Origin of the sequence: Laceyella tengchongensis, assembly GCF_900182735.1 — a bacterium.
Taxonomy (GTDB): domain Bacteria; phylum Bacillota; class Bacilli; order Thermoactinomycetales; family Thermoactinomycetaceae; genus Laceyella; species Laceyella tengchongensis.
The window spans coordinates 403,624-422,237 of the sequence record NZ_FXTU01000001.1; the positions used below are offsets into that span (position 1 = coordinate 403,624).

Here is an 18,614-nt window from a genome sequence, read left to right on the forward strand (position 1 = left end):
GTGTTAAGGATTGCCGCGTTGTGGAACCATTAAATGATTCCCATTTCTTTACCCACTTTGGCGTAGATCTCCAAGACGCGGTCCAGCATCTCTTTGGTGTGGGCGGCGGTGGGCATGTTGCGCACCCGTCCGGTTCCGCGTGGCACGGTTGGGAACACGATTGCTTTAGCGTAAACGCCTTCTTCGTTCAGGCGTTTGCTAAATGCCTGCGTTTCCACTTCGCCCCCGATGATGCAAGGCGTGATCGGCGTTTCGCTGTCGCCGATGTTAAAGCCCAACTCCTTCAGGCCTTGCTTCAGGTAATTGGCGTTATCCCAAAGTTTTTGTTGCAGTTCGGTGCTGTCCATCAGGATTTCAATCGCTTTTTTCGCCGCAGCTACATCACCCGGCGTCAAGGCAGTGGAGAACAGGAACGGACGGCTGCGTACCTTGAGCCAATCGATCAGTTCTCGTTTCCCAGCCACATATCCCCCGACTACGCCGATCGCTTTGGACAAGGTGCCGATTTGGAAATCCACTTTGTCAGACAGGCCGAAGTGTTTGACTGTGCCAGCGCCACCACCCAACACGCCTGAGCCGTGCGCGTCATCCACATAGGTGATGAGATCGTATTCTTCGGCAATCTCCACGATTTCCGGCAGTTTGGCGATATCCCCATCCATCGAAAAGACACCGTCGGTAATGACCATGATTTTGTTGTAAAGGCCGGATTCTTTCGCTTCTTTCGCTTTTTGGCGCAGGTCATCCATGTCGGAGTGGTTGAAACGGATGATTTTCGCTTTGGAGAGGCGACAACCATCAATGATCGAAGCGTGGTTCAACTCGTCAGACAGAATGGCGTCGTTTTTATCCATTACGGCTGAAATTGCTGCCATGTTGCAGTTGAAACCAGATTGGTAGGCAATGGCCGCTTCCGTCTTTTTGAATGCAGCAAGGGTTTCTTCCAGCTCGACGTGGAGTTGGAGGGTACCATTGATGGTTCGAACGGCACCAGCACCGACCCCGTATGTTTCGATCGCGTTGATGGCCGCTTCTTTGAGCCGCGGATCGGTGGCCAGACCCAGATAGTTGTTGGAAGAGAGATTGATCAATTCCCGTCCATCAATCTTGATCACGGGTCCGTTGGCGCTTTCAAGAGGATCGATCACATTATAAAGCCCTTTTTCTTTCAGTTCTTGTAAATTTTCCTGTAAGAATTGTGATAATACCTTGCTTGACACGATAAAATCCCTCCAAAGTCCCGGGTATTCTTTTGTTCGTAAACATTTGTCCTTTACAAGTGGACAAATGAATCGCATGCAAGCGCTGTCATGACGCGGTTTACATCATTACTTTAACATATTTTTTTCATTGTGTTTATGCCGGGTGGACAAAATATTTTTTCTTTCTTCATAAGTATGGGCATTTGGTCCCTTAAGCATGAATTTGTTATAAAAAGGTTTGATTGGGTTTATATGTCGAAATGAACCAAATAAATGATGAATAAGAACATGTCCTGATGATCGGGATAGGTCTTCTCCAACCGTTGGCAAATATTCCTGATTGCTTCGAGATCTTTTTAGAATCTCAATGGGCAAACAAAGTAGCCCTCACTTTTCCGAAGATATGGTTATTTTGCTAACGTTGGGGATTGCCCCTTATATCTCTGCTCATTTTAAGTTATTATTTAATATTGGAGAATCAAAGGCTTGTTTTGCGTCAAGTTTTTTCAAAAGTCGTCTCGATCGTCGATGGACAAGGAAGCGAATGGGGAAACGTGTTGGGGCACGATCCATTCGTTATTTTCGTCCATAAGATGGTTTTGAAATAGCTTCGAACCATATTGTTTTTTCAAACTGCTCTACCTTAGCCATGTTCTCCAGAGAGAGGTAAGAGAGGTTTACATTGATTGAGATAATCATGCGTTACGTAGGAGGGGAGAGAGTGCGCAAGACTAAAAAATCGATTCACCTGGCTACTTTGATGTTAGGAGCGGCTCTTCTCTTGGGCGGTTGCGGGGGGTCTCTGGCTGCCAACGATTCGACGCCAACCCCTTCCAAAGAGACGGCAACCAAACAAGCCAAACCGGATGATCAACCTGTGTCCAAACCGCCAGCCAAACAGGTGATTGCGATTCCGTCTGACCCGGCTTCGCTGGCGGTGTTGGTTAACAAACAACGCGCTTTGCCGTCGGAGTATAAGCCCGCCGACTTGATGCAGCCCGATGTGCCGTTTTCCTCATGGGGCAAGGATGAGAAGAAGTTGATGCGCAAAGAGGCGGCCCAAGCGCTGGAGCAATTGTTCGCCGCGGCAAAAAAACAAGGGATTGAGTTGGTTGCCGTATCAGGGTACCGTTCTTATGAAAGGCAACAAGCGACTTATGAGTCGGCGTTAAGGAGAAAAGGGAAAGAGAGCACAGCCAAATATAACGCTGTGCCTGGTCATAGCGAGCACCAAACTGGCTTGGCGATGGACGTGTCGGCCCGAAGTGTGGGACTCCGCTTGGTCGAGTCGTTCGCCGCAACAGCGGAAGGACGTTGGTTGGCGGACCATGCGCACGAATTTGGTTTTATCATTCGCTATGCTAAAGGGAAAGAAGATGTGACCGGCTATGGATACGAACCTTGGCACATTCGCTATGTCGGCAAGGAAATAGCCCAAGAGATCAAGAGCAGGGGCATTGTCTTGGAAGAGTATTATTCGGTATTACCAAAATAACATGTGTGGTCTGATGACAGATCATCATACAAAACAACCGACCCAATGTGTTGGGTCGGCTTGATCTGTTTGGGGAGTTGGAGGAATGAATAAACAAGCAGGCATGTCAGTGCAATTTTATTTGTTTTTTTTCACCTGGGGCGTCTTTATTCCATATTGGACAGCCTGGCTTAAGACGAAAGGTTTTTCGATTGAAGAAGCCGGTTGGTTTGTCTCTCTCAGTCTCATTGTGCGGTCCGCGTCCACGTTGTATGGTTATCCGGCCTTATGCCGCGTGGCCCCTTTGTCTCAGCTAGCGCGATGGCTTCCTTTCTTGTCGGCGGTCATCTTGCTCGGATTTATTCCATTTCAAGGCTTTGTGCCCATCTTGGTTTTGACGGTGTTGTTCGCTTGGACGTATCCGGTGTTGCTACCGATGAATGAAACGATCGCCAACATGTTGGCCAAAGAGAAACAGATTGATTATGGCCGTAGCCGTTTGTGGGGCTCGGTGGGATACATCGTCGGCCTGTATGTGACGGGCTGGATTACGTCGCGGCTGGGGGATGCTAGCACCCTATATGTCTTGTTTATCGGACTGATCGTTGTATATCTACACTCTTTTGTCGGAGTGTCCAACCAGTTCGCCACGAAAGCGTCAACCGCTGCCAACGTGTCCATGCGCAAGCTGTTCAAGTCACGCGCTTTCATTTGGTGCCTGTTCGTGTGCATTTTGTTGCAAGGGGCACATGCCGCATATAACAGCTATGGCGTCGTTTATCTGCAAAAGATGGGGATTGATAACTCCCAGATCGGCTTGATCATGATTGTGGCGGTTGTCGCTGAGATCGGGTTCTTCTATGTGGCTGACCGGTTTATGGCGAACGTGCCGATTGCGGTGATGTTTTTCATTGCTGCGGTATCGTCCGTCGTTCGTTGGGGAGCGATTTACCTGTTTCCCGATGCAACGGTGTTCATCATCACGCAAGTGTTGCATGCAATTACGTTCGGCTTGACTCATTTTGCTTATATGAGATTCGTCAACCAATGGGTACCCAATGCATACATCCCTTCCGCGCAGGGAGCATACGCTTCCTTGGCGATGGGGCTTGGCACGGGGCTATTGACGATCTTGTGCGGATATGCCTACGCTGTGTCGCCGCAATTGCCTTTCTTGCTGATGGCGGCGTTGACGATTCCTAGCTTCGGGCTGGTGTTTTTGTTACATGGCGCCTTGAAACGGCAACCGTTGCCGACGACGTCGACATCAAGCTAAGTCCTCTTATATCAGTTTCTTCTATAAATGTTTTTTAATAGGGCATTCTACCACAGGTGTGTGGTAGAATGTTTTTGTGTAAAAAGAGTTATATCATTTAGTTTTAATAGATCGCGACCTTGTTTGGATGGGAGAGGATGGCAAGATGCGGCCGATACTGTTAGGTGTGATCGCGGCATTCTTTTTTGCGTTTACTTTTGTGTTGAATCGGGCGATGGAATTGTCCGGAGGTAGCTGGATTTGGAGTGCGTCGTTGCGATATTGGTTTATGGTGCCCTTTTTGTTCCTGATCGTGGGTTTGCGCCGAAATGTGAAGCCGCTCTTCGTCCATATGCGGGCTCATCCCCTCCCTTGGCTGGGATGGAGCGTGGTTGGGTTCGGTCTGTTTTACGCCCCGATGTGCTTTGCGGCGGCATACGGCCCCGGCTGGTTGATCGCCGGTACATGGCAGGTGACGATTATATCTGGTACCTTGTTGGCGCCCTTCTTTTGGGAGAAAGTGCAGACGCCGACGGGCGTGCGAAAAGTCCGCCAATCGATTCCATGGCTAGCTCTGGGTGTCTCCATGTTGATCGTCGTGGGGATCGCGCTGATGCAGTTGGAGCATGCCCGCCAACTCTCCCTCACAGAGATCGTCGGGGGAATCCTCCCAGTGCTGGTGGCCTCATTCGCTTATCCACTTGGCAATCGGAAAATGATGGAGGTCTGCGAAGGGAAATTGGACGCATATCAGCGGGTGTTGGGCATGACGCTGGCGAGTCTCCCGTTTTGGTTGGTGCTGTCCATTTATGGTGGGCTGACGGTTGGAGCGCCGAGCGAAAGCCAACTTTTCCAGTCGCTATTGGTAGCGCTGTGCTCGGGAGTGGTGGCCACGGTGCTGTTTTTCCAGGCAACGGATATGGTGAAGGGAGATATGCAACAATTGGCCGCTGTCGAGGCGACGCAATCAGCTGAGGTGCTGTTTGCCGTGTTGATGGAAGTGGTTTGGTTGCAAGCGGAACTGCCGTCACTGTGGTCTTGGGCGGGCATGGGTCTGGTAGTGGTTGGCATGATTTTCCATAGTTATCTGTCCCACCGAAAACATGCACCCCGCCCATCGGCCAAGCCGGAGTTGTAAGCAAAGCGTGGCACTGCTGTTGTCAGCATGTAAGCGCCAATGCCCGGCGGCATTAAAATCGTGTTTCGCCCTGCATTGCAAAAACAAGCCGACCTAGACGCTGGTCGGCTTGTTTGCGTTTGACAGAGATGTGGTTGAGGAGTCAGATGCGGATTGTTTGGTTTTGAGATTCATCACGATGATACCGATCAGGACGCACGCGCCGCCGATAATGTGGGCGAGCGTGACGCGTTCATTCAGGAACAAAGCCCCCACAGCCACAGCGATCACCGGAGACACATAGGTCCACGTGACAGGGAACAGCGGATTGGTTTCTCGCATCAACCAATAAAACAGGCCAGAGGCGACAATGGAGACCACGATGCTCAAGTGGAGCAGGGACAAGAGAGTGACCGGCGTGAAATCGACTTGCGCGTTTTTTTCTATCAGCAATGAAAGCGCGAACAGTCCGAAACTGGCGAAGACCATTTGCCATCCGTTAAGTGTGGCGGGTGACACCTTATTCATGAGCCGTTTGGCGTGAATGGCGCCGAGTCCGTGAATGAATTCGGACAGGACGATGGCCAATTTTCCATAAAACGGGAGAGAACCGAGTTGGAAAGCCGAGGGGGTCTCGCCGATGACGAACACCATCCCGCCTCCGCTCAAAAGCAAGCCTACCACCAGCGTCCAAGTGAAAGTGAGTTGCCTGAAGAGCAGGGCGAGGATGGCGCTGAAGAGGGGAGACGTCGCCACCAATAGAGCGGCTTCCCCTGAATCAATGTGTTGCTCCGCCCAGTACAGCGCGGCGAAGGGAACCGTTGTCATGCAGAAACCGATCCACGCTAACTCCAAATAAGTTCGCCAGTTAAGGGATTGCCAGCGTTTGGATAGACCGAGGAATAGGCAGAGCAAGCCGCCAGCGATGGCAAAGCGCAGGCCGGCCGCCAAGAAGGGGGGCATGCCGTCACCAAGCCCCAGTTTAATAGCTAGAAAGGAAGTACCGTAAATGATGCACATAAGTGCGTAGCCGAGCCAAGTGATCCAAGTCATGATGATCCCCGCTTTCGTGTGTTGATGAGGAATAGGATATCAGGAAGCGGGAACCCATGGTATGATCAAAAAGAGATACCGTTATAACCTCAAGTTATATCCCGTGCATAAGACAACCGTGTCCAATCAGGATTTTGTTGTCTTCACTCATGCAAGGCAGGAGAGAGCGAATCGTGTTTACGTTGCGACAATTGCATGCCTTTGCCACCGTGGTGGAAAAAGGGAGTTTGAACAAAGCGGCCGACGCGTTATTCGTTTCCCAACCGGCTCTCACCAAGCAGATGAGCCAATTGGAAGAACAGTTGCAATGCCGATTGTTAATCCGGAAAACGACGGGAGTGGTCTTGACAGAGGCGGGCCGGCACTTTTATAGCCGGGCGCGTGCCATTTTGGCGGAAATTGAACAAATCGAGCGGGAAATGAGGCAGTTTGCCGAGGAGGCGCCGCTACGGATGGGAGGACTGCCCAGCCTGGTCAGCTATTTTCTCCCTTCGTTTATCCATGAGCTCCATACCCGCGGCCAAGCAGTGGAGATGACCGTGGCGGATACCACCGACCAGTTGATTGCCAAGTGGCGGGATGGAATGTGTGATGTAGTGTTTGTGCAGGACTTTGCCGGCGGTTCGGGGATGTTGTCCCGGCGCCTGTTGGAAGAGCCTTATGTCGCCGTATTGCCTGTTGCGCATCCCTTGGCTCAGTTGCCGTCGCTTGCGCCGCAAGATTTTTTGACGGAGCCGTTGGTGGTGTACAAAGAACCGTGCGACATGCGGGAATCATGGCTCAGATGTTGCGAGCGGTGGGGAATTCCGCCAAAGACGGTGCTAGAGCTGGATGCGAATGAGTCCATCCCCATGTATGTGGCGCGGGGCATCGGCATTTCGTTTGTGCCGCGAATGATGGCCGAGCACTTGCATATGCCTGCGTTGGTGACCAAACCCGTGCGAGATGTACAATTTTGCCGCACCATTGATGTAGTGTACACCCCCGCATGGGAGCGGGTGATCCGGCAGTGGTGGGGTGCTCCCCAGCCAGCAGGGCAATCGGGGGGCTGAGTTTAAAAACAAAAGCCCCTTCATCGGGGCCTTTTGTATATTGGTCTAAAAAACGTTGTCTCACCCTAGTTTACTGGCGATGTCGCGTGCGATCCAAACCCCGCACGCTCCAGCCTGGGCCAATCCTCGCGTGACGCCCGCTCCGTCACCGCCCAAATACAAGCCGGCAATCTCCGACTCGAAATGGCGGTTTAGTTTGGGGCGGGCGGAGTAAAATTTCGCTTCGACTCCGTAGAAGAGGGTGTGTTCAGCGGCGATGCCAGGAGTGACTTTATCCAAGGCTTCCAGCATTTCGATCAAACTTATCATGGTGTTGTAGGGTAGGACCAGTCCCAAGTCACCGGGCACCGCTTCCTTCAATGTCGGGGAGATAAACCCTTCTTTGATCCGTTTGGGGGTAGAGCGGCGCCCTTTTTTGATGTCGCCATATTTTTGTACGATCACCCCGCCGTTGGACAATTGGTTAGCCAAACGGGAAATGGCGTGGGCGTACTCGGTCGGTTGGTCGAATGGATCGGCAAACTGATGCGAGACTAACAGCGCGAAGTTGGTGTTGTTACTGCCGAGTTCGGGGTTTTTGTAAGCATGTCCGTTGGCCAGCATGATCCCTGAATGGTTCTCAACCACTACGTGGCCGGACGGATTGGAGCAAAAAGTGCGCACTCTGGTGCCGACAGAAGTGTTGAAGATAAATTTGCCCTCATACAGATGTTCGTTGATCTCTTCCATCACCAGGTTGGAGGTTTCCACCCGAACCCCGATATCAACTTGGTTGGCACTCATTTTGATGCGCCGTTTCTTAAGCAGGTTGCCTAGCCAATGCGAGCCGTCTCGCCCGGGGACGATAACCACCTTATCAGCGAGTAGGGTGGTGCCGTCCTTAAGCTCGACCCCGCACGCATGATGCACGCCCTCGATTTTCTCCGTGACCAGATCGGACACTTCTGTTTGATATCGCATCTCAATTTTATCCTGTAGGTATTCATAGATGCTGGTCAAAATCTTGAGGTTTTGTTCCGTGCCCAAATGCCGTACTTGGGCGCGGAGCAATTTGAGCCCAGCGGAATATGCGCGCTTTTCGATCTCGCGCACCCGTTCAGTCAGAGGATCAGTCAGCACATCGCTGGCCCCGTGTTTCAGATTGATTTGATCCACATATTTGATCAAATCAACCACCGTTTCAGCATCCAGATAGTCCGTCATCCAGCCGCCGAATTCGCTGGTGATGTTGAACTTTCCGTCGGAGTAGGCCCCTGCACCGCCAAAACCGTTGGTGATGGAGCAAGCCGGCACGCAACCGGCGAAATCTTTTTTTCCGGCGGCGGGCGGGCACTTCTGAATTTTTTTCTGCAAAATAGGGCAATTGCGACGGCGGATGTCGTGCCCTTTGTCGATTAGCAAGACCTTGGCTTCCGGGCACCGCAACGTCAACTCATAGCAAGTGAAGATTCCGGCGGGCCCAGCACCCACAATAATCACATCATAGCGGTTATTCATGCGAACGCCTCCGTGTTTGCCAGAATGGATGTCAAATGCGTTGCTCTCATGTCATCTTACCCAAAATGGGAGTCGCTTTATCAGACTCATATCAAGAATCGCTGATTTTGACCGGACAAGTGCATCTCGTTGCCACAAGGGCCGGCCCTGTAACGGATGTGGGGAATGAAACTACCCCATTCGGCATATCCATTTTGTGCTGTGAATGCGGAGAAACGGGTAACCTAGAAGGAAGCGTATGGTTTTTAGCGAACTTGTTGTGAAAACCTTTGTAGATTGAGACCGGGGTGCGTCTGGCAAAGCGAGTTGAGAAGAGATGCGCCCCGGCGAACACAGGCGGTGGAAAGGATGTCCATTGGCAAAGAGGAATGGCAACTGGAAGAGCGGCGTTTGCAGCATGTGCTCACAGAAATGAATGAGGCGATTTCCGAGCTGAGCAAGCAGCTTTCTACCCAAGGCGAAGATTTGCGCATCTGGCGTGGGGAATTTTGGGAAGATGTAACCGTGAACATGGCCACTGCGGAGGACGCCTTGGAAACGGTGGCGAGTATCACTCAGCAAGCGCAGGTGATGTCCGAACAAGAACGAAGACAAGAGCGGGATCGCCGCCGCTTCCATGTGCTGAAGCGCATGGTGAAATCTCCATATTTTGGACGGGTGGATTTCACCGAAGCGGGAGAGACCGACAAGGAAGAGATTTATATCGGCATCGCTTCGTATTTTGATGAAAAGACGGATGCCCATTTAGTTTACGATTGGCGGGCCCCGATTGCCAACATGTATTATGACGGGATGCCGGGGCCGGTCGAATATGAGACGCCGATGGGGACAGTTCAGGGAACGATGCACTTAAAACGGCAATACCTGATCAAAGACGGCAAGCTGTTGTCGGCATTTGACATGGATGCGGTTATCGGCGATACCATTCTCAAAGAAGTGTTAGGTCAACGATCCGACACACAGATGAAAAATATCGTCGCGACGATCCAAGCGGAGCAGAACCGCATCATCCGCGACGACCGCAGTAAGGCGGTGTTTGTGCAAGGGGCTGCGGGAAGCGGCAAAACATCAGTTGCCCTACAACGGATCGCTTATTTGCTTTATAAGCACCGCTCTTGGCTATCCCACTCGCAAGTGCTTCTGTTTTCACCCAATCCGGTCTTTATGAGCTATGTCTCCAATGTTTTGCCGGAGTTGGGAGAAGAAAATATCAAGCAGACGACGTTTCAAAAGTATGCAGAACACCGGTTGGGGAATGCGTTTCGCATCGAAGACGCATTTGACCAGCTGGAACATGTGCTCACCCATGAATCCGATCCATCACTACCCACCCGCATGAGTGGGATTTGGTATAAGTCTTCTATTCGCTTTTTCCACTTGTTGCAAGGGTACAAACAATGGTTGGAGCAAGGCGGTATGCAATTTCGGGATATCGTGCTGAATGGTCGGGTGCTGGTATCCCGTGAACAGATGGAAGAGCGATTTTACACGCATGCCCCCGATGCCAAATTAGCCAGCCGGGTGCAGATGATGCGCGCCTGGTTGTTAGATGAATTGGAGCGGCTGGCGGAACAATTCATCTGGGACGATTGGGTAGGAGAGGAAGTCGAATTCCTCGAAAAGGAAGATTATTATCAAGCGTACAAGTCCAGCATCTGGGGCGACCCTGATCCGGGAGAGCACCACAAGGCAGAATCGACCTTGCGCAAGAAAGTGGTTCGTCAGCGGTTTGCGCCAGTTCGCAAACAGGTAAAGCAACTCGCGTTTGTCGATGTATATGGAGTGTACCAACAGCTCTTTGTAGAAGGCATGGTGGAGCGCTTTGCGAAAAGGGAGGATATCCCCACGGATTGGCCGAACATTTGCGCATATACGCGACGCCGCTTTCAAGAAGGCACCATTCCGTATGAGGATATCACACCACTCCTGTATTTGCAGGAATTGATTTACGGCGTCCGCCGGTATATGGATATCCGGTATGTGCTAATCGATGAGGCGCAAGACTATTCGCCGTTTCAATTGCAAGTGATGCGAACCCTGTTCCCGATGGCCAAGCTGACGGTCTTGGGGGATTGGAACCAAGCCATCCTGCCGCACCAAACGCGTCAATCAGGATTGGAGCAGATGACAGGCTTATTTGCAGAAGGGGAAGTCCAGCAATACGAGATGAACCGCAGCTATCGGTCCACTTCGCAAATTGTCGCGTTCACCCGTGAATTGTTGACTGATGCTAAATCCGTGACGCCGTTTAATCGGGAAGGGCCGTTGCCGGTGGTGCGGAAGTTGGCGGCACCGGAGGACTTGGCGCGCAAACTGCATGAAGATATCGCGGCCATCCGTGCTGAGGGATATGAATCGCTGGCCGTCATTTGCAAAAGCCATCAAGAATGCCTGCAAACGTATGCGCAATTGCAAGGGCACGTGCCGATCACTTTGGTTGATAAAGAAGACCAGGAGTTGGCATCCGGTGTGGTGATCCTTCCGGTGTACCTAGCCAAAGGCATTGAATTCGACGCGGTGGTGATTTACAACTTTTCGCAGGAGAATTACAGCAGAGTAAGCGACCGGAAACGTTTGTACACGGCTTGCACACGGGCCATGCACCGGCTATTCCTCTATGTGCAGGGAGAAGTTTCCCCGTTTTTGGCCCAAGTGGGCCCAAACAAATTCACCTGGATGTGAAACAAACGGATAGTGGCGAGAAGCCGCTATCCGTTTGTTGCTTTGGCATGCAGATAATAAATATAGTCCGTCGAAGTGAATGTATGGCCCAATTGTTGCAACATGGTCATGATGTTGCCGCGGTGATAGGTGCCGTGATTGACGACATGTTGCACTAATTCATAGAGTGGGGTTTCCATCCTCCCGATATGAGCGTGTTCAAGCAAGATGGATTGAGTTAGATCGCCTTGGCGTTCAAAAAACGCACGATACTGTTGGCTCAACGCCACAAACATCGTTTCCAGTTCTGCCATGCTGGCCGCTTCAGCCTGCTCTTGAAAAGTTTCCCCCATCGCCAGTGCTGACATTATGTCGCCGCCAGACATGATGTCAAACCAAAACTGATCAGCCGCATACATGTGTGCCAACACCTTTGACAGTGAAGAGAATCCAGTCTCAAACTCCCGGCGATAGAGATCAGCGGGCAACTCTTTCAAACGTTCGAACATCTTTGCATTAGCCCAGGTATGATAATCGTAGAGCTGTCGTGTGTATTCATTCATAAAAGACCTGGCTCCTTTGTGCCGTTTTTAAATTTTGATGTCAAACCATTCCTCTGGCGGATGACATCTCATCGTGCAGGTGGTTGCAAGAGAAGAAGCCAACCCGCCTTCTGAAGGGCCTGCGCACCAAAGCTGTTATCCATTCTCTTCACTTGTAGGGAAAAGGAGTTTCCGCCGATGGCCGTCTGCACATATGGACTATTCTTCTTTAGGTTTATAAAAACCTTTCTCATGTTCTGTAATCTTTTTTTGATAGTCAGTTGGATGACCATCGATTCGCGGGGTTTGGATGTCATTAATGAGGTGATTGAATGGGTGTTATGTAAGATTATATTTATCAACGTAACAAAATGTGCGTTTTGTAACCTATATTTCGTTGGTTTGGTGCAAGAAATTATATATTGAGCGTAAAATGGTCTCTTTTTGGGTGTGCATTGTGAATAGGTGGGGTTGGATCAAGTTTTATACATAAAAAGCACCAAGCCCTTGCTTGGTGCAGGTTCGCTTAATCTGTATCTGTATCATCATCACCATACCTGCTGTTAAAAAATTCAGCAAACGTCAAAGATGTCATCCTCGTCCTCCTTAAAGTTTAGTTCTTTCAACAGGAAGAACAAAAGATTGGTCGAATCAGTAAATTCTTTTTCTTCTTTCATCTTATCATAACATTCAGCCATTAAATACAATGCTTTTGCTTCCATTGATTTGTAATGGTGATTTTGTGAAAGAAGTAAAGCGGCGGAAAACCTTTTCTCAAGGAGCGCTGATGTGTAAGTGAAGCGAATGAGAATAATATGGTTTTGAGCTGTTGCTTCGAGACGCTTTCACTCTCTAAAAAGTCTGTGAACCTCCCGGAGTTTTTGCATTATCAGAGGTTCACAGACTATTTCGGCTTTTGCTATAATGAAAATGCTTGAGATGACTGGCGTTCACATACGGGTTTAGTTGAAACCATAGTGGTATTGAAACCCCGGAAACCGCCCAAGTTCTCTGAAAGCTCATTGGTTTAGTTGAAACCATAGTGGTATTGAAACTAGCTGATGAAAGTTATGGCATTTTTTTCTGTCTCTGTTTAGTTGAAACCATAGTGGTATTGAAACGTGTGTTTAAGGACGAGCGGCGAAGAGACACTCGTGTTTAGTTGAAACCATAGTGGTATTGAAACTTTGCCATACGGCAACTCGCACATCAAACGGGCGGAGTTTAGTTGAAACCATAGTGGTATTGAAACCTGTTGACACTTATATTGAGGTTGCTCAATTTGCGTTTAGTTGAAACCATAGTGGTATTGAAACACATGTTCCAGGAACATTTTCAATTCTTTGTCCCAATTTAGTTGAAACCATAGTAGTATTGAAACACCATGTAACCGTCTTCCGTTGTTGATGATGTAGCGTTTAGTTGAAACCATTGTGGCATTGAAACATTGGTGGAAGGCCAACATATCGGCGAATTTTGAGTTTAGTTGAAACCATAATTGCATCAAAACATTCCTGTTCCCTAACCACTTACGAATCAATTTGATGTTTACTTATATCAAACCAAGAGAAGTAAAATATCATCCCGCGGCGATCTTTGCAAAATAAATCCAACCACAACTATCAGAATTATCTCACAATAAGGAGAGGAAGTTTCTGTAGGTGACGTTTTTTGCCAGCATGCATTCAGACATTAATCGATCATCCCTCCACAGGCGGATGGTTTAACCCATTTGCTTGACAATCCCTTATTACTATTTTATACTAACTTACATTAAGTAATTTAATTGAAATTATTTCATTTCCTATATCCATACGAGAAAGGGTGTATCACATGCGTTTGAATACGGCAGTAAGTGTGTTGATCTTGAGGCTTGTGCTCGGTGTGACGTTTCTGGTGCACGGGATCATGAAGTTCACCATGGGGTTGGATGCCGTGGCAGGGATGTTTGCAGGGATGGGTCTTCCCGGGTTCCTGGGGTACGCGGTGTCCGTGATTGAGTTGGTGGGCGGCGCGGCGATGATTCTCGGCCTGGGTACGCGGGTGGTCGCGTTTTTGTTTGCCTGCGTGATGGTGGGTGCGATTGTGACGGTTAAATGGTCTGTTGGGTTCATGGGAAATGAGGAAGTGGCCGGATATGAGTTTGATCTGGCGCTGTTGGCGATCTCGGTGTCCCTGCTTCTCACTGGGGGCGGCCGATGGGCGTTGGACCGTTTCTTTGACAAAGAAGAACATTTCAGCTGAAACGGTACGTCTCCTTTGACGGGAGGATGAGGCGTGCGGTTTCCGCGCATACTAGGATGAGAAATATGCGCAGATAGGAGACTCATCCATGATACCGATTGATTCAACCATTGAGGGCATCCGGCTGACGCTGGGGAAGGTGGAGCAGATTTTAGCTCCGGAAGGGTTTGTGCTCGGTGGCGGGCATCAATATGACCATGGCTATTTTGACTATGCCTTAGATGAGGAAGCGGAACATGGCCACCGTTATTACTTGCGCGTGCCAGTGTACGCCGTGTCGGGCGTCATTGAGATGGGGCGCGAGGACACCGTGGTGGACTTGGGCAAGCCATTTGTCATCAAGCATGAATTTCGCACCGGCAATGATCCGGTCGGTGATAGCGGCGTGGTTAGTGCGCTTGTCAATCAGTTTAGCAAGCCGCTTCCCACAGAAACCGCTGATATCGCACCGCAGTGGGTGGACCGGGCTCGCCAGAAGGTTGCGCGGTTGGAGTCACTGTTTACCTAGTGCAAGCGTGTAAGAAAACAAAGGCAGGACGGGAAAGAACTCCCGCCCTGCCTTTGTGCGTTGTGCGGATATGGGCGCCATCCTTCAAAGTTTGGCCAATTGCGCTTTTAATTCAGCTTCAGGCAAGTCTTCGCCGATGAAAACCACGGTGCTGGGATAGGGAAAAGGCTCTTCCGTGAACATCGGCATGCCGTAAGCGTATTGAAACAGCATGGTTTGCTGGGGCTGATCGTGAAAGCGCAGATACCCTTTTGCCCGGTATAGCGTATCTGGCGTTGTGCGGAGCCACGCTTCAAACATGTTGCGGTCGATCGGCTTGTCCCATGTGTAGGAAAAGGCGCGCACGCGCAAGTGTTCCGCGGCATGTGCCGGTTGGTGTGTTTCTGTGCGGTAAAACGAGGTGTGTGTGCCGACTGCATCATAAAGGAGAGGTAAGTCAAATCGCGCAAAATCGGTTACGATTTGAGGCGCGGTGCTGTTGATATGGACGAGGTCAGCGATCAGGCGCTCGCGTTCACTCTCGGCGACATCACTGGCTTTGTTGATGATCAAAAAATCAGTAAACCGCACCTGCTCCTCCATCAGGCGTCTCACCCGCACGCTGAGCCGATCCCGGTCACGCCAGCGGGGCAAGTCCAAGGTGGTGACGATTTTGCACGTTTTGATCTGTTTAGCCATCAGCGGCGTGATGCAAGCGTCCAGCACTTCGATAGGATGGGCTGCTCCGGTCGCTTCGATATAGATGGCGTCAGGCGTATGCTGTTGGCACAAACTCAGCAGTTGATGCGACAGCTGTGCTTGGATCGTGCAACAGATGCAGCCGTTTAACAACTCCTTCAATGGGGTGTCCGGTGGCAGGAGGCGCGAATCGACGGAGATATTGCCAATCTCGTTCATCAATACGGCCACTTGGCGGCCACGCTCTTTTTCCCAGGCCAACAGCTGGGTTAGGAGCGTGGTTTTGCCGCTCCCCAGAAACCCGCTTAAAATATAGATTTCTACTGGCTTTGTGGTCATGTTCTATTTCACCTCAACCAAGACGAGACACGTGATTAGGGTGTGTTCTTCAATATGCTGGGCGGCTTCAATGTCGGCCGCTTCGCATGTGTCTACGTGATTTGCCTGACACGCCTTCACTCGCGTCAAATTAGGTCTATCATAACTTGTTCTGATATCTATGTAAATAATAATTGATCCTGTTTTGTTGAAATAGAATGAACTACAAAGTTATAATGTAATTGCAATATAAAGAAAGATAGAGGTTATTGGTTAAATCATAATCATTCTTATTAAGCCGGTGCAAAAAGGTGATTAAGTGAGCACATGGGATTTTTCGGAGTTGCAACATCATCTCCTGATCTGCAATGGTGGAAGTTGTATGAAACGGCAAGGGGAAGAGGTGACGCAGGCAATCCGTGCGGAAATCTCCCTCTTGGGCCTAGATCGACAAATACACACGTCACGGACGAGATGCAATGGGCGTTGCCAAGACGCTTGTGTCGTCATCGCTTATCCCCAAGGGACGTGGTTTCGTGATGTGAGTCCAGAGCATGCGCCAGCGTTGCTCGAGCGGGTGCGGACGGGGGAAGGGTTTGAGGAGCATATTAGTCATGTGTTGGTAGACGGGAAGTTTGTTAGAAGTGAGATTGCGCCGCTTGGAAAGAAAAAATGACCCCTTGTTAAGGGGTGAGACTGCTGACAAAGGTAGAAAAGTCAGCGGTTTTTTTGTCGAAATAAGAAGATAACATCAAGGGCAAAGGACGAAGGGGCGAAACATTAAATGGATAGAAATAGAAACCATAAATTCACATCAGCTGGGAAGAGGCAAAAACCTGACAATGAAATAGATCACTCCATAGATTACTCCAAAAATAATTGCAATACAAAGCTTCCCATTACCCCGAAGGAATGAGCATGTTTGACCACGAACGTATTTTAAAGGTCAGAAAACTGTTTTTTTTCGCAAAAAATGGAGAACGCGAGCCTTATAATCTCTGTTACGTCAGTGTTTTCATACTGTGCCGCACGAGGAGGAGTGTTTCATGCCGATTGACTTTCATTCTAAGAACAACCGTTTCACATATGCTGCACGTCAGGCTTACTTATCTTGGATATCCACCATCCGAAATATCGTGGATGTGAAAGGCAAACGCGTTTTGGATATGGGGTGCGGTGGTGGGATTTACTGCAAGGCGTTTGCCCAGATGGGAGCAAAACATGTTACCGGAATCGATTTTTCTAGGGAGATGATCAAAGGCGCCGCAGAAAACTGTAAGGACTATCCCCAAATCACCTTTGTCGTAGGGGATGTACTTGATACGAACCTGCCAAGTTCAACGTATGATGTGATCCTAGCAAGGGCACTCATTCACCATCTGTCGGACTTGGAATCGTGTTTCCGTGAGACTTACAGGTTATTGAAACCCGGCGGCATTTTCATCGTGCAGAACCGCACCATCGAGGATACTTTGCAACCACCGAGTGAGAATCATATTCGAGGGTATTTCTTCGAAGTATACCCAAGACTTATCGACATAGAAGTCGAACGAAGGCATGATGGCAAAACAGTTAAGGAAGCCTTACTAAAGGTGGGTTTTCGATCCGTTGACGAACATCCATTATGTGAGACAAGAAAAACTTACACCGGTCTTGAAGAACTCAAGAAGGATCTATTAGCGAGAACAGGTCGGTCCATTTTGCACGAACTGTCAGATCCGGAATTGGAATATCTCGTTCAGTATATAAGCGAACGCTTGTGCAATCGCAGCACACAGGAAATTGTCGAACAAGATTATTGGACGATTTGGGTGGCCAAAAAGGAATAATTGCCTATCAACGGATTACAACCATCAGGCAAATCCGTCAACCGGTCAACAGCTTTTTTGTCGTATTGAATTGAAATAAAGATCAATACAACCCCTGGCCCTTTTCTCACGAAAAGATCCAGGGGTTTGTCATCAAGCTCACCCCTTGTTAAGGGGTCTTATTCATTGTGTTAGAAAGAGTATAAGATTTTTTTCAAGTCAGGCATTACGCCGATCTTATCAGTAGACGGATTGGCTGATGGGGTTCCAAACTGAGGATTGCTCAGGATGCTCCGCAAGGTGGCCGGAGAGTAATGGCTCTGATATTTGGCGTAAGCGGCCCCTTGTACGGCGACAGCTGCACCGGCCACAATGGGTGAAGCACCGGAAGTTCCATTGAAACTGGTGGTATAACGATTGGTCTCACCCAAGTTGCCATAAGTGGTGTCAATGTTTTCTCCCCAACCGTAGCAATCAATGCGGCTGCCGTAGTTGGAGAATGACAAGCGTTTATGCACGGTGCCGGAACTGGCGGCGCCCACCATGATCGCTCCCGAATCACGGAAATCGGGACTGTTGCGGTTTAACACGTATTTGCCCTGACTATCCTTATATGCATCCAAGTCGTTGGCGCCGTTGCCGGCCGCTTCTACGATCGTGATGCCTCGATCCGTTCCCGTGCGAATGGCGTCAAAGACAGCCGGCTCCACTTCCACGGGCAAATACGTATTGTAGCCCGGCGCGGTTGTTTGAGCTTCCAACAGCAGCACATCGCCTGGCTTCATGGTATTGACCGCGCTCAAAATAGCGTCCGCAGTGCTGTATGTGGATTGGGTGCGCCACTGTGACACGACTTTGGCCGTGGCGTTGGGGGTGATGCCGATATCGCCGAGGGTATTATCCACCGCCACCACTTCACCCAGCACGGCAGTGCCATGGCTGTGGTACGCTTTGTTCACCCCGGAGATCAGCTGGATTCTTTTGGCTGCCAGATCTTCGTGGTTCAATTCCCACCCTTGCTCCAAATCGACAAAAGTGATGCCACTGCCGTCCCCGCCGGCTTTGGTCCAAGCAAAATGGGCGTCTATCCCTTCTGGGGCCGGCTTCAGATATCCTTGGTTTCCCGAGCGAGGGTCATCTTGGGGAGTGACTGCTGGTGGTTGCACTGGAGTGCCTTCGACATAAGCCAATTCCACCAAGGAAGA

The 18,614-nt window shown here is 49.9% G+C and carries 14 protein-coding genes, 1 pseudogene and 1 CRISPR repeat array; of the genes and pseudogenes, 9 read left to right on the forward strand and 6 right to left on the reverse strand.

From position 1 onward, the window contains the following. Positions 1–29: 29 nt before the first annotated feature. On the reverse strand, positions 30–1,220 hold the full coding sequence (locus QQZ12_RS01955) for a glycine C-acetyltransferase (protein ID WP_022738349.1): 1,191 nt from the start codon (positions 1,218–1,220) through the stop codon (positions 30–32). Between the two features lie 742 nt (positions 1,221–1,962). Between QQZ12_RS01955 and QQZ12_RS01960 the strand changes: the two genes are divergently transcribed. From QQZ12_RS01960 to QQZ12_RS01970, 3 genes are all read left to right on the forward strand, one after another. Beyond that, positions 1,963–2,697 carry a M15 family metallopeptidase gene (locus QQZ12_RS01960; RefSeq protein WP_431606291.1) on the forward strand — a complete coding sequence of 245 codons (735 nt, stop codon included), beginning with the start codon at positions 1,963–1,965 and terminating at the stop codon, positions 2,695–2,697. Between the two features lie 85 nt (positions 2,698–2,782). After that, complete coding sequence (locus QQZ12_RS01965) at positions 2,783–3,952, forward strand: MFS transporter (RefSeq protein WP_102991776.1); 1,170 nt, start codon at positions 2,783–2,785, stop codon at positions 3,950–3,952. Positions 3,953–4,097: 145 nt separating this feature from the next. Next, on the forward strand, positions 4,098–5,069 hold the full coding sequence (locus QQZ12_RS01970; RefSeq protein ID WP_102991777.1) for a DMT family transporter: 972 nt from the start codon (positions 4,098–4,100) through the stop codon (positions 5,067–5,069). 93 nt (positions 5,070–5,162) lie between these two features. Here the strand turns inward: QQZ12_RS01970 and QQZ12_RS01975 are convergent, their stop codons facing one another. After that, positions 5,163–6,101, reverse strand: a complete 939-nt coding sequence (locus tag QQZ12_RS01975) for a DMT family transporter (protein ID WP_102991778.1) — start codon at positions 6,099–6,101, stop codon at positions 5,163–5,165. A 173-nt stretch (positions 6,102–6,274) separates the two neighbouring features. Here QQZ12_RS01975 and QQZ12_RS01980 point away from each other — a divergent pair, with 173 nt between their 5' ends. Then, positions 6,275–7,153, forward strand: a complete 879-nt coding sequence (locus QQZ12_RS01980; protein WP_284723880.1) for a LysR family transcriptional regulator — start codon at positions 6,275–6,277, stop codon at positions 7,151–7,153. Positions 7,154–7,213: 60 nt separating this feature from the next. Here QQZ12_RS01980 and QQZ12_RS01985 read toward each other — a convergent pair whose 3' ends face one another. After that, positions 7,214–8,650: an NAD(P)/FAD-dependent oxidoreductase gene (locus QQZ12_RS01985; RefSeq protein WP_102991780.1), complete on the reverse strand. Its 1,437-nt coding sequence runs from the start codon at positions 8,648–8,650 to the stop codon at positions 7,214–7,216. A 348-nt stretch (positions 8,651–8,998) separates the two neighbouring features. Between QQZ12_RS01985 and helD the strand changes: the two genes are divergently transcribed. Continuing rightward, a complete protein-coding gene (gene helD, locus QQZ12_RS01990) occupies positions 8,999–11,332 on the forward strand; it encodes an RNA polymerase recycling motor HelD (RefSeq protein ID WP_284723881.1) in 2,334 nt (777 codons plus the stop codon). Between the two features lie 26 nt (positions 11,333–11,358). Here helD and QQZ12_RS01995 read toward each other — a convergent pair whose 3' ends face one another. Then, the gene (locus QQZ12_RS01995; protein ID WP_284723882.1) at positions 11,359–11,874 is read right to left on the reverse strand and encodes a DinB family protein; all 516 of its coding nucleotides are present in this window, start codon (positions 11,872–11,874) and stop codon (positions 11,359–11,361) included. Between the two features lie 939 nt (positions 11,875–12,813). Then, positions 12,814–13,363: direct repeats of the CRISPR family, unit length 30 nt; unit sequence GTTTAGTTGAAACCATAGTGGTATTGAAAC. Positions 13,364–13,686: 323 nt separating this feature from the next. On the opposite strand from QQZ12_RS01995, the gene QQZ12_RS02000 reads away from it, so the two are divergent. Next, positions 13,687–14,097: a DoxX family protein gene (locus QQZ12_RS02000; RefSeq protein WP_102991784.1), complete on the forward strand. Its 411-nt coding sequence runs from the start codon at positions 13,687–13,689 to the stop codon at positions 14,095–14,097. An 88-nt stretch (positions 14,098–14,185) separates the two neighbouring features. Beyond that, positions 14,186–14,605, forward strand: coding sequence for a YugN family protein (locus QQZ12_RS02005; protein WP_102991785.1), 420 nt, complete (start codon positions 14,186–14,188; stop codon positions 14,603–14,605). An 84-nt stretch (positions 14,606–14,689) separates the two neighbouring features. Here QQZ12_RS02005 and QQZ12_RS02010 read toward each other — a convergent pair whose 3' ends face one another. Next, positions 14,690–15,622, reverse strand: a complete 933-nt coding sequence (locus QQZ12_RS02010; protein WP_102991786.1) for a CobW family GTP-binding protein — start codon at positions 15,620–15,622, stop codon at positions 14,690–14,692. A gap of 361 nt (positions 15,623–15,983) precedes the next feature. Between QQZ12_RS02010 and QQZ12_RS02015 the strand changes: the two genes are divergently transcribed. Both QQZ12_RS02015 and QQZ12_RS02020 read left to right on the forward strand, forming a co-directional pair. Then, positions 15,984–16,277, forward strand: a complete 294-nt coding sequence (locus tag QQZ12_RS02015) for a (2Fe-2S) ferredoxin domain-containing protein (protein ID WP_431606286.1) — start codon at positions 15,984–15,986, stop codon at positions 16,275–16,277. Between the two features lie 370 nt (positions 16,278–16,647). Continuing rightward, a complete protein-coding gene (locus tag QQZ12_RS02020; protein WP_102991788.1) occupies positions 16,648–17,430 on the forward strand; it encodes a class I SAM-dependent methyltransferase in 783 nt (260 codons plus the stop codon). A gap of 182 nt (positions 17,431–17,612) precedes the next feature. On the opposite strand, the pseudogene QQZ12_RS02025 reads toward QQZ12_RS02020, so the two are convergent. Beyond that, positions 17,613–18,563, reverse strand: a pseudogene (locus QQZ12_RS02025) (S8 family peptidase); the annotation flags it as partial. Positions 18,564–18,614: the final 51 nt, after the last annotated feature.